Here is a 13,018-nt window from a genome sequence, read left to right on the forward strand (position 1 = left end):
TCACTCTCCTCCGGTTTGCGTTCGTGCCAGAACAGGCCGCCCGCGCGTAGGTTTGAACATTGCTGCAAAGTCATGCGCAGCCATGGTCCGCAGGAAATGCGGGGCCGCGCCATGGCGTTTGCTGGTCAGTTTGCAGCGTAGCCAGTGCAGGCTGCCGCCTGTCAAATGCAGGATCGTGGCACAGGCAGCATAAGCGCGCCCATGGTTCTTGGCGAAGTAATACCAGCGCGAATCGAACCAGTAATCCGGCACGCGCCGCCATTCCTTCATGCCCGTTGAAACAGACCCCAGATGTGTGACCACGCTATCTGCAAGAAACATACCCTGATACCCCGCTTTTTGCACACGGCGGCACAGATCTGTTTCCTCGAAATACAAAAAGAATGTCTCGTCAAACAACCCGACTTCATCCAGCACGTCCTGCCGGATCATCATGCTGGCACCGGCCAGCCAATCGACAGGGGCTGTCTCCATCAACTCTCTGGGCACCCGATAGGATTTCAGCACCTTGCTGATAGGGCCGAAATTGATGGACCCTTCCAATTCGCTCCAGATTGAGGGGAAGCGGAAGGTCGTCGTGTGCTGCACACCGTCTTCACCGGCGATAAAGCTTCCGGCGAAACCGGTGCTCGGGATCGTATTCAAATGGTCATAAAGCACGCGGATCGCATCGGGTTTGGGAAAGGCGTCCGAGTTCAGGATATAGACGTAATCCGGCCTGCCGCCATCCGACAGCCCCGCGCGAATACCCACATTATTCCCTGCGCCAAAGCCGCCGTTGCGGCCTGACTGGATCACGCGGGTCCTGTCCCAGCCCGCAGAGACGACATGCGCCGCCATCGTCTCAAACGATCCGTCCTGACTGTCGTTGTCGACGATCACAATCTCGCCCGGTAAACCCTGCATCGCCACCCGCGCGGCGTCTGCCGCTTCCAGCGTCATCTGTGCTGTCTTGTAGTTCAGCACGATTGTCAGGATGCGCGGATCAGCCATCTATTCAGCAGCTTCCTTATATTGGGTCGCAGCACCCACCGGTCGTTCCAAATAGCGGCGGATACGGGCGGCCAGAACGCGCACATTAGGTTCCAGGACCATACTGTCATGGTCACCGGGCACCTCGAAAACATCCAAGCCCGGTACAAATTGGGTCCAGTCATTGTCGGGATAAAGATAGGTGCGCTCGGAACTGATCAGGCGATCGCCAACGGTCCATTTCGGCACCAAAGGCGGGCGGAACAGAGCCATCGTCCCATCCCAAGGTTTGACATGATAGGCACCAACACTTTCCAGAAACGCATCCTGAATCGCCAGATTGTGAAATTGCTGGCCTTCCTCAGCGGTTTCTTCGCGGCCCTTTCGTTTGGCGATCTCCCATGCGATCCGCGACTTGAACCAGTCCACCAGATACATCGGACCACCGCGCTGAATGTCCTGCAATTTCGTGCGCAATCGATCACCGCGATCCATGGTCGGGCGGACCGGCAAAGGCGTATCCAGCAACACAAGTGCGGCAACCTCTTCACCTTGCGCGCGCAGTTGATGGGCAATCTCATAGGCCGTAATGCCGCCACCGGAAAAGCCACCCAGATAATAGGGGCCGTGCGGCTGGACCTGCCGCATCTCGGCAATGTAATCAGCGGCGGCGGCCTCAATCGTGCGGTGGGGATCTTCATCGCCCAAAAGGCCGCGAGCCTGCAAACCATAGAACGGACGGTCGTTGCCAATCAGATGCGCCAGATGGCGCAGGTTCAGCACGTTGCCGAACATGCCCGCCACAAGGAAGAAGGGCGGTTTGCGCCCGCCTTCGCCCTGATGCATTGGCACCAGATGGGTGAAACGGCGGGTGGGCGCTTTGGGGGCGCCGGTCGGTGCATCCTCGCCTTCGACGGCAACGCCACGCGCGGCAATCAGGGCCGCGCATTTGCGGATTGTCGGGGCCTCGAACAGCACCGAAATCGGGAAATCGACGGCAAACGCCTTGCGGATTTGCGCAAAGAGCCGGACCGCAATCAAGGAGTGCCCGCCCAGATCAAAGAAACTGTCCTCAGCGCCGATCTGATCGACGCCCAGCAGGTCCTGCCAGAACCCCGCCAGCCGCTCTTCGATCGGGCCTTCGGGTTCCACAAAATCGCTATCCAGTTGCGGGCGCGAGAATTTCTGCCCGTCTTCGGCATCATCTTCATCGCTCTGGCCCGCCTGCGCAATCAGCGCCTCCAGATCAAGCGACGACAGGATCACCTGTTGATGCGGGCTGATGAGCGCGCGCAAGAAGAGGTCCGCCCCTTCTTCGGCACGGATGCCTTGCGACAGGTTATGGCGCAGCCGTTCTTCGGCAGGCGACAAGGGGCGCGCGATATCATCCTGCCCTACCGTTGCAGGGGCTGGCTCCTGCGCGCCAAACCCCGTCATCTCAGCCATCTGGCGGATCGTAAATCCGGTGATATCCACACAGACCGTCCCATCCGGTGCGGCCAGCGTGACATCAAAACTGGCGATGTCGCTGTCTGATGTGTTGTCGCGCGCGTTGCGCACCCAGCTGACCACCTGTGCGGGCAGCGGGGCATAGACCTTGACCGACCGATAGGACACCGGCACCCAAAGGTGCTGCGCGGTGTACCCTTTGATCAGCTTCATGGCCCAGCCCGTGGCCAGATCCATCATGCCGGGATGCAGCAGGTACCCCGTATCGGCATCACCCGCCGCGGCCTGCGGCAGCGCCAGCGTGGCAAGCCCTTCACCATCGCCAAGGGCGGTGGATTGCAGGACGCGCCAGCGCGGCCCGAATTTCAGATGCGCCTCTTGCGGTGACGCAATCCAGCCCAGATCACCCGCCTCAATCGGTGCCGCACAGCGCGCGGCGATGGCGGCAATATCTAGCGGCGCGGGCGCACCCATTGGTAATATCTGCAAACTGGCCTGTGCGTTCTGGGTAAAGGCCCCGTCTGTGCCGCTTTCCACCAAAAACTCATAGCCCGCATCACTGCGCGGCAAGGTCAGGCGCAGGTCCACCGATCCCGTATCGCCAACGGCAAAGGGGCGCAGGAAATAAAGATCACGGATTTCAAAGGCCGCCGTTTCACCCATGCTTTGAAGCGCCTCTGCCGCCATTTCCAGATAGCCGGTCCCGGGGACAAGCGCATCACCCGCCTTGGTGCGGTGCTCATCTAGAAACCAGCGGTCGGCCACGGTGTATGTCGCGGTAAAGACACGCGCGCCCGCACGGTCAAACGTCGCGTGATCCAGCATTGGTGCGCTGACATCGGTCACTTCGGCGGGGGCGGCGGCGCCTGTGCGTTCTTCCATCGCATCGGCCGCCATGCCCACATCGGCCCAGATACCCCAGTTGATCGCACGCACCACCGTCGTACCGCCGCTGCGCGATTTGGCATAGGCATTCAGGTATTCGTTCGCCGCCACATAATCGACCTGCCCGATTGGGGCGGTCGCAGTCGAGCTTGAGGCGAACAACACCAGCCAATCCAGATCGCCGTCGGGAAAGACCTCGTCCAGCACTTGGGTGCCGTGGATTTTGGGGGCGAAGACGTCTTCGATGCTAGTCACATCCTTGGCCATGATCGGCGCGTCATCAATATGGCCCGCGGCATGGATCACCCCGTTGATCGGCCCGAAAGCGGCCTCAACCGTTGCGCGGGCGTAGCGGATATCTTCCACATTGCTGACATCTGCGGCGACCGAGAGGATCTCACCGCCCAGCGCCTCAAGCGCCTGCACCGCCCTGATGCGCCGCGCCAGTGATGCGGTCGGCGGAGTATTCTTCAGCGTCGTCTCCCACGCCTCACGCGGCGGCAAACCACTGCGCGACAACAGCGCAATCCGCGCGCCGCAGCGTTTGATCAGCGCCTCGGCCAGCGTCAGGCCGATGCCACCAAAACCACCGGTGATCAGATAGACACCTTTGTCTTCCAACACAGGCAAGGGGCCATCATCAGGCAATTCCATCAGCGCTGCAGGTTTATAGGTGAGCGCAAACCGCTTCCCCCCGCGCACCAATGCGGTGCCATTGCCCGGATCGGCCAGCGCATCCTCAAGGATATGGCCCACCAAACGGTCGCTATCGGCCTTGGCCAGCCGGCGCTTCTTGCGCGTCTCAGGCTGGGGCAGTTCAAGATCAAGCGTCGCAACCGTCAGATGCGGAAATTCACGCGGGATGACACGTGCAGGCCCTGCAAGCGTGGCTTTTTCGGGGTGCGGCAGGGCCTCGCCCTTGTGCTGGGCGGCGCCGTTGGAGAGCACAGTCATGTGGATGTCGCCCGGCAGGTCTTCGCCCCCAATCGCTTGGGCAAGGAAGAACAGGCTATAGAACCCCTGTTCCTGCACGCGGTGGAAAAAGCTTGAACCGGGGCGGAAACTCTCATCCGCCGTAATCATCCAGCCATGCAAAATACGGGTCGGGATCAAATCGCGGGTGTTGAGGTCTGCTATCAGCAGATCATAGCCTTCACGCCCACGCTCAGGCGCAAGGAAATATCCCCCCTCACCATCCCGCGCGAAGGTATCACCAGGCCGCACCGTGATCACATCATGCCCCGCGTCGCGCAACCGGTCTGCGGCGGCGGCGGTCAGTCCCGCATCATCAGCAAAGACCAACCAAGTCTGCTTGTCCGCTTCGGACAGATCACCGGTCACATCCACATCGCATGCCGCATAACGCGGCAGCCATGCAGGCCGATAACCCCATTCATCGGGCGGTGTGTTGCGGGTCAGCCATTCGCTGGCCTGATCTGCCGTCACTGTGCCGGGTTCGATAAAATAGGCGGCGTGCTGGAACGCGTAAGTCGGCAGCGGCACACGCAAACGCCGCGCTTCGCCCCAGATCTGGCCCCAGTCAAAGGTGCCGCCCACGGCCCAGACACGGCCCAGCATCGCCATGAAATACGCATCATCGGCAATATTGTCGTTAGGGTGACGCAGGCTGGAAATCACCTGGTTCGCAGTGACTTTCCCGTGCTGGCCCGCGAGCGATGACATCGCCTTGCCGGGACCGACTTCGATAAAGACGCGGTCGTCTTTTTCCGCCAACGTGGTCAGGCAATCGGCAAAGCGGACCGTACCGCGCAAATGGCCGACCCAATATTCGGGGTCCTGCGCCTGTGCGTCAGTGATCAGTTGGCCTGTTCGGTTAGATGTGAACGGAATTTTCGGGGCGTGTAGCTCAATCGACCGCAGATAATCGCCGAAATCCTTCAGGATCGGGTCAAGCATCCGCGAATGTGCGGCGATATCAATCGGAATGCGCTGGCAGTCGATATCCTTGGCCTTCAGCCGCGCTTCAAGATCATCCAGCGCGGATTGCGCGCCTGTTGCGACACTCAGTTGCGGGGCGTTCACAGCGCCCAAATCCAGTTCATCGCCCAGAAACGGTTCCAGCTGATCCGCAGGCAGCGCAATCGACAGCATGCCCCCCGCAGGGACGGTATCAAAGAGCTTGCCACGCAAATGAACCAGTCCGATGCAGTCCTCGAAAGACATGACACCGGCGACACAGGCGGCGATGTTCTCACCCATCGAATGACCTGTCAGGGCGGCAGGCTGCACACCCCAGCTCATCCAGAGTTGCGCCAGCGCATATTCCACGATCATGATCAGCGGCAATTGCACGGACGGCTGCGTCAGCTTCGCATCAGCGGCGGCTTCCTGCCCTGGTTCGGGCAGCCAAAGCGCGCGGATGTCGTAATCCAGCTTGGGTTGCAGGATGGCCAGACCCTGATCCATCCATTCCGCAAAGACAGGCTCGGTCTCGTAGAGGTCCCGCGCCATGCCGGCGTATTGTGCGCCACCACCGGGGAACATGAAGACATAATCGGGGTCTTCACCCACGACCGTATGACTGAACGCGCGGCGGGGGTCGTTTGCTTCAAGCCGGGCTGCGGCGTCTTCATGGGTCTCGGCCACGATCACGCGGCGGCGCTCAAAGGCGCGACGGCCCTTTTGCAGGGTCCACGCGACATCGGCGAGAGGCTGGTCAGGGTTTGCGCGCAGGTGTGCGGCCAAAGCGGCACAGTTGGCATCAAGGGCAGCCTTGTTGCGCCCCGAGACTGTCAGGATTTGAAACGGCCAATCCGACGCATCTGATGGCGGCAGCTCTGGCGCTTCCTGCAACACGACATGGGCGTTGGTCCCCCCAACCCCCAGTGAATTCACACCGGCGCGCCTTGGCCCTTTATGGCTGACCCAATCGGTCAGCGTATCGTTCACCCGAAAAGGCGAGGTTTCGAAATCAATCGCAGGATTTGGCTTTTCATAGCCCAGAGAAGCAGGGATCTGTTTGTGATGCAGCGCGAGCGAGGTCTTGATCAGACTGGCCACGCCCGCCGCTGTATCCAGATGCCCGATGTTGGTCTTGACCGACCCGATCCGGCAGAACCCCACCTCGTCCGTGGTTTCCTGAAACGCCTGCGTCAGTGCGGCCACCTCAATCGGGTCGCCCAGATAGGTGCCGGTGCCGTGGCATTCGATATAGTCGATGGTGTCCGCAGGCGTTTCGGCAATCATCTGCGCTTCGGCAATCGCCTCGGCCTGGCCGTCTACTGACGGCGCAAGATAACCGGCCTTGGCTGCGCCATCGTTGTTGATCGCCGATCCCTTGATCACTGCCCAGATATGATCGCCATCGGCAATCGCATCCTTCAGACGGCGCAGAACAACAACGCCGGCACCTGACCCGAAAACCGTGCCTTGGGCGCGATGGTCAAAAGCGTGGCAATGGCCGTCAGGCGACAGCACCTCACCCTCTTTGTAGATGTACCCACGGTCCTGTGGCAGCTCAATCGTGACCCCGCCCGCCAGCGCCATGTCACATTCACCCGACAGCAATGCCTGCGTGGCATAATGGGTGGCCACCAAAGAGGTGGAACAGGCGGTCTGCACGTTCACACTCGGACCCTTGAGGTCAAAAATATGGCTCAGGCGCGTGGACAGGAAATCCTTGTCGTTGCCGGTGTGGCGCAGCAGGAACATGCCCACGTTGTCGACCAGTTTGGGGTTCGAGCAGATGTTGAAATAGAAATAGCTGCCCATACCGCAGCCGGCAAAAACACCAATCGGGCCTTTCGCGTTTTCCGGCATATGGCCCGCGTTTTCCATCGCCTCCCATGCGACCTCAAGAAAACGGCGGTGCTGCGGGTCCATGATGGCGGCTTCTTTGGCGGAGAGGCCAAAAAATTCTGTGTCAAAGTCCTGATAGCCCGCCAGCGGGGCCGCAGCTGGCACGTAATCAGGCCGGTTCAGGCGATGCGCGGCCTCGCCCGCCGCCAGCAATTCTTCTTTGCTGTAATGGCGGATCGATTCGATCCCGTTCCTGAGGTTTTCCCAATAGGCCGCAACCGTATCTGCCCCCGGTAAATGCGCAGCCATGCCGACAATGGCGATGTCGGTTTCGGCGAAATTGATATCATCTCGTGATGGGGGCAACACAACTACCAAACAGCCTCATGAACAGAAGCAATACAAATACTAGCAATAATAGTTCAAATTATGTCAGTTTTCTTGATGTCACAAGAAGGTTTACCTTTCCCTCCTTGTCGCCCAACAGCCTTTCAGTTCCTGCCACGGCGCCAGACATCCCTGCCATCCCCGAGACTGCGTTTCGCCCGGATTGTGCTCACCACATAAACCAGGACAAAGACGGCTGACGAAAACGGCGTACGGAGCAGCAGAGGAATGTTGCTTCCCGATGCGTTGATCTCGCTGTCGTTGGCCAACAATGCGGGGTATTTTTCGGCAAGTTCAAGGTTGCCCTCACGCCATCGGTGGCGGACGTTGACCAAATTGCCAAACCCTTCCGGAAGTGGCCAATCATGGGTCTCGCGGGTCTTGCGCCGTTCCTGCGGGGCAAATTGAAGCCGCACAAAACGGTCATCGGCAATAATCGCAGGAAAAGCGCCCCACCGCGCACGGCCCTTGGCGTTTACCGCATAAAGCCCGATGCCCGGCACACCGTCCCGCACGAAAGGCATCTGCGTCCAGACCTTGGCATAGGCCCGTGTGATCAGGCTTTGCGCGCGCTGGATGCGGACGGTCCCACTGGCGTAGACGGGTGCATCATTGGACAAAATCTCTGCCATTTCGGCAAGCATTCTGCGCCCGATAATCACGTCGGCATCAAGGAAAATCCGGTTGCCATAGGAGGCCACAACCTCGGCCTCGTTCAAGGCGTTCATCTTGTTGCCCCGCGCAATATCCAGCACGACAAGATCAAAACCTACAGCCTTCAGTGCAGGTTCTTTTTGCCGCGCAAGCGTAACGGTCCGATCACTGCACCCGTTCGCTGCGACGATCACCTGAACGCCATGGTTGGGCGGCAGATCACGCTGCGCGATCACCGCATCCAGACACCCGGGGATGTGGTTTTCTTCATTGTGACTGGGGATAATGACAGTGAGCAAGGATGACCCTTTGACAAGCTGCAGTACGCCTCACTCGGACAGAACTTTCCACACAAGATCCTGCATATATCGTGCCTGTTCCGGCGTCACACCATCGAGGTTTTGCAAACCTCGTGGGTCACGGCCATAGATCACCGCAAAATGCGCCAGCGCGATAAAATAGTCCCCCAAGTCGTTCAGGTGAATTGTGTCCGCGAAGAGATCAGAAATATCTGTCAACCCGGGCGCAGTACCCGCAGCAATGTCATCATAGATTGCGGCCATCAACAAAGGCCCCGGGATCATACGCATTTCAGGCGAACCTTCGGGGCGGTTTTCGTTGACGTAGGTGCGCATTTCTTCCCAGCGCGCCATTTCCAGGTCCAGTCTTTGGCGGAAGGGAATATTACCTTCCGAGTCCTTATGCGGGTTGTCGAAATCGGGGCCGCTCTCGATATCAACCCAAGTGGCGTAAAGGATGGTTTCTGCGCCATTCCCACCATTGCCATTGGTCCATGCATTTTCGAACCAAAGCAGCGATTGCTCGAGTGAATTGTGATAAGGCATTGTATTCGATAAAGAGGCGCGCTCGGTCAAAACGAGCGTATCATAGTCTGCAATATCATGGCGCGCGTCAGGCGCATCAAAGCCTGGCGCCTCGCGCCAACGTATTTCCATCGGGCTACCGGGGATAGTCGATTTATCCATCACGACAGACGGATTTCCCGCCAACTTCACAAGTGTTGCAAGCGGCGGCAGGACCCCGTCCGTAAGACTATGGCCTGACTGGATAACGCGCTGTGTAAGAGGTCTTTCCTGCGCTTGCGCCATCGCAGCCAACGTAACCATGAGCGCCATAACGATGCTTGTGATGAAAGACGGCTTTAATCTAAGCGACATAACACTTCCTACTCTAAAACGAACCCATTTCCGACGCAGCTGATCACGGATCGGATTGCTGGCCGTAAAACCTTTGATAATCCCGTATCACATTACTCCAGAATCATGGCGCAATTGAAGCGATTTCCCTGATCAACGGGCGCATACCCATCAGCTTTGAAGATCTGCTGTCGTTTGACCCAGCGTCTGCTTTTGCGGGAACCGCGTATATCCGTAAGCTGAGCGGCTTGTTTGAAGGGGTTCATCCACAGCATCGGCCGTCTGCTTCAACTGGTCGAATTCAGCGAACCCCGCCAGTGCCCCGAAGCACAACAACCCAATGGGCGTCAACGTAGCGTTTGGAATCAGGTAAATGAGATTGCCCGCACAAATCAACGCCAATGCTATCGTTTCAGGAGGCATCTCCTTTCGGCGTGCCGTCGCAGACATGAACAACAAGGGTGCGGCCAGCAGACCAAAGAAGCCGATATAGCCAATCCACCCCCATCCACCAAGCATGATGATCCAAAGCCCGTCGGTGACCACGATATTCGATCCGGTATCATCATATATCCGGTCGCGCCCCCAGCTCCCCCAGCCTGTAAGCGGCTTTTGCGCCACACGTTCGAGCAGGCGATCTTCATTATTGATGCGAAAAATCAACGACCCGGCGCGATCCTCCGAAATGCTCCCAGCGGCTAAAATCATGCGATCAAGAGGAATGACCTGGGCCTGCCTGAGCGCGGGATAAGTCACAACCGCCAGTGCAAGAAGGCTGACGAACAAAATCTGCATCTTTCTGTTGGCAACAAAAAATACAGCAAGGCACATCACCCCGATGGCAAAAGCGCCTAGGTTCTCGCTGAACATCAAAATGATAAAGATCCACGCCAGAGCCCAGAGCCATTTCGACTTCTTTTCTGCCTTCCAAAGCGCTGCCGCGGCCATCACTGCCGAAAAGATGAAGAAGCCAACCCAGAGACCATGTTCCAAGAACACCATGGGGCGATAGCCATCGCGGATATGCTGCAAGAATGAATGCTGATGGTAGCCGTATACCCAATTGTGCAATTGCGGGCTCAATCGGAACTCAACCAACATCAAGAGAGAGTAAACCAAAGCTGACAGGACCAAAGCCTTACACAGGGCACGATGCGTTTCAGGTGTGGCGAGATACTTGCGCGCCAAGAAGAACGGCGTCGCAAGGATAATGAGATCAAACAGCCGCCCAATCGCATCCCAAGGTCTCATGGCCGGCAGTACAACCCGCCCATAGACAAGCCATTCAGCGTTATTAAGGACTGTCAGTACAATCCCGATCACAACTGCACCAAGCAGCGAAAACAAGACAAACCGAAATTTGCGCCCTTCGACTTTAAGAACCGGCAACTGAACCGCGCTGCGGCTTCGGGCCCCAAACAAAAGCAGACCAGCGATAAGACCCGCTGAGATCGCGGACGTCTTGCTCAGATCCGGCAATCCGGGAAGCTCGATTGCAAAGGCTTCCGGCAAAAACAGGTAAGGAAATACTGTCGCTATCAATAACGCGGGAACAATCGCTCTCTGCGCAAAAAAGATCATGGCGATAAATAGCCAAGACACGAGAGCGAAAGCTGCCATATCTGGTGCACCTCTCTTGTGATGATAGGTCGCAATTCGTTTGAAAGTTCATATCACACTTATGGGCTTTGCCAAGTTTCGCAAAACGACGGTCATTCCCCCTCGAATGCCGATACGTCTTTCTTGCACTCAAGGATCAGAACCCATCAGGTTGATAGCGCAGTCGCGCCAGCGTCACACGAGCGCGTGACACACCCTAACGAGACCCCGCCGCAACGATCTCATTATAAAGCGCCATCGCATTTGTATTGTGATCAAAGAGTCTCAGCGCAGTTTGCCGCGCACGCGCGCCCATCGCGTCGCGCAAAACCGGATCCAAAACGAGCTTCCGTGTCGCATCGGCGATAGCACTTACATCTTCTTGTGGCACCAGATACCCGTCAACACCGTCTTCGATCATGTCCGCTGTCCCGCCAATAATGGAACAGACAGGCGGCAAGGCACATGACATTGCTTCCATGACTGCAACTGGCGCTGCCTCTCCGTGAAACACCGACGTCAGGGCAAGCATATCTGCCGATTGCAAAAGCTCCAGAACCTGATCCTCGCCAACAGAGCCCAGCATTTCAACGTGTTCAGTCAATCCGAGCCTGACAATCTCGGCCTCAATTACCTCTCTTTGGGATCCTTCACCAGCAATCAGGTAGTGTATGTGCAACCCCTCATCACGCAGTTTCGCCATTGCCTGAAGAAAGAAATGGTGCCCTTTCGTAAAATTCAGACGCGCGACACTTACCGCGGTAAATCTACCATCCTGCAGGCTGCGTCTTTTTGTGGTGTTTGGTACAAAGCGGCCCGTATCAACGCCCATCCAGATCACAGGATAGTGCCCATCGGGGTTAACTTTTTCTTTCAGGGTGGTCTGCAGCGGCACAGTCACAGAGCTGACAAAGCTGGCATTCGCCATCTTGGCATGATGATCAGACCCGTAAACCTGCAAATCACCATGCAGGGTCAAGCTATAGCGCAAACCGCCCAGAATATTGGCCAAGGCACCCAGATGCGCAGCATTGGCGCATGAATGGATATGAACATGCTCAATCCCCGCTGCACGACAAGCGATGACGAGTTCAGCGGCAGATCCGATGAGCGCCGTCAGCATCGCACGACGGTGCGGTGGGGTTTCCTTCAGACCCCCAATGTACTTCAGCGCCTTGCCAACAGCCACAGGTTTGCGCGCCAAGAAAACTAGAACGCGGCCCCAGTTTGGCGGGAAAAGATAGGTGGTGCGTGAAATAGCAGTTTCTGCAAATGCATGCGGACAACTGCCCCGCTTTGGTCTGCGCGTCGAAAATATATGAACACCAACACCCGCCGCTTCGATCGCGGTCAGTTCGCGCCAGAAAAAAGCATGTGTCTGGCTGGGAAACTCTGGGACCAGATAACCGATGGGACTTGGGTTCGTCATGGGTTCTCCATTCCTACAAAAGCAGCCGGGGCATTATCGTTCAGTTTCCCGCTTGAACCACAGGAGACTGAATGCATTTACAGCAATCATTGAAATGCCGCCCAATTCAAGGAAAGTATTCATCCGGGCCCCGCCAACTTCAAAACCGATGAACTGGTCAAAGTGGTGAAAGCCCGCAGCGCGGATTGCAATGAATGCCAGCAAACTGACAATCCCGATAAGCGCGGGCCAGACAAGGGAAACTTCACGCCGCATCACCCAAAGCAGGCCTGCTGCGACAACCCCGCAGATCACGAGAATCGCCAGAATAAACGCAATCTGGACAGAGCGACGGTTCTCGTACCATCCTTGCGCCTTAGCGGCACAGCGTCCAGCAGCCGTGAGGGCGGACTGCAAATCGAGCTGCTTGTTCACAGCCAACAACAAAAGTACGACGAAAAGCCCCAACCAGAAGAGACGCAGTTTGCCCGAATGGTGGTATGCCACGATCGCAGAAAGACAACTTGCCGCCAGATATGCAACTGCGGTCACCCAACCTGTCAGTGTCGGATCACCGATCGTCGGAGACCAATCAGCAGAAATACACGCAAGAAGACCATTCAAACCCATCGGTTTCCTTTACCCTGAGCCGCCCAAACTACAAGCCTAGCGTTCTAGAGCTGCGCGAGAAAGAAGGCATGAAGCCGTCAATCATGCATAAGTACTCTCACAATTCAGCAAGGGTTGC

7 protein-coding genes are annotated in these 13,018 nt (G+C 57.5%); all 7 read right to left on the minus strand.

Annotated features, from left to right (window positions below; all coding sequences use genetic code 11):
* Entirely contained in the window at window positions 1–993 is a 993-nt protein-coding gene (locus B0B09_RS11450) for a glycosyltransferase family 2 protein (protein ID WP_076659938.1), read from the minus strand.
* A complete protein-coding gene (locus B0B09_RS11455; RefSeq protein ID WP_076659939.1) occupies window positions 994–7,434 on the minus strand; it encodes a type I polyketide synthase in 6,441 nt (2,146 codons plus the stop codon).
* Window positions 7,435–7,556: 122 nt separating this feature from the next.
* Window positions 7,557–8,405, minus strand: a complete 849-nt coding sequence (locus tag B0B09_RS11460; protein ID WP_076659940.1) for a glycosyltransferase — start codon at window positions 8,403–8,405, stop codon at window positions 7,557–7,559.
* A gap of 30 nt (window positions 8,406–8,435) precedes the next feature.
* A complete protein-coding gene (locus B0B09_RS11465; RefSeq protein WP_131825026.1) occupies window positions 8,436–9,284 on the minus strand; it encodes a hypothetical protein in 849 nt (282 codons plus the stop codon).
* A gap of 150 nt (window positions 9,285–9,434) precedes the next feature.
* Window positions 9,435–10,883, minus strand: coding sequence for a hypothetical protein (locus B0B09_RS11470; protein WP_076659942.1), 1,449 nt, complete (start codon window positions 10,881–10,883; stop codon window positions 9,435–9,437).
* Between the two features lie 196 nt (window positions 10,884–11,079).
* Window positions 11,080–12,291 carry an exopolysaccharide biosynthesis GT4 family glycosyltransferase EpsE gene (epsE, locus tag B0B09_RS11475; RefSeq protein ID WP_076659943.1) on the minus strand — a complete coding sequence of 404 codons (1,212 nt, stop codon included), beginning with the start codon at window positions 12,289–12,291 and terminating at the stop codon, window positions 11,080–11,082.
* Window positions 12,292–12,324: 33 nt separating this feature from the next.
* Window positions 12,325–12,900 carry a hypothetical protein gene (locus B0B09_RS11480; protein WP_076659944.1) on the minus strand — a complete coding sequence of 192 codons (576 nt, stop codon included), beginning with the start codon at window positions 12,898–12,900 and terminating at the stop codon, window positions 12,325–12,327.
* Between the last annotated feature and the right edge of the window lie 118 nt (window positions 12,901–13,018).

The sequence above is a fragment of the Yoonia rosea genome (assembly GCF_900156505.1).
GTDB lineage: Bacteria > Pseudomonadota > Alphaproteobacteria > Rhodobacterales > Rhodobacteraceae > Yoonia > Yoonia rosea.

Coding starts and splice junctions, on each gene's coding strand:
- epsE (WP_076659943.1), bottom strand. CDS start 12,291: ATGACGAACCCAAGTCCCATCGGTTATCTGGTCCCAGAGTTTCCCAGC.
- B0B09_RS11470 (WP_076659942.1), bottom strand. CDS start 10,883: ATGGCAGCTTTCGCTCTCGTGTCTTGGCTATTTATCGCCATGATCTTT.
- B0B09_RS11450 (WP_076659938.1), bottom strand. CDS start 993: ATGGCTGATCCGCGCATCCTGACAATCGTGCTGAACTACAAGACAGCA.
- B0B09_RS11465 (WP_131825026.1), bottom strand. CDS start 9,284: ATGTCGCTTAGATTAAAGCCGTCTTTCATCACAAGCATCGTTATGGCG.
- B0B09_RS11480 (WP_076659944.1), bottom strand. CDS start 12,900: ATGGGTTTGAATGGTCTTCTTGCGTGTATTTCTGCTGATTGGTCTCCG.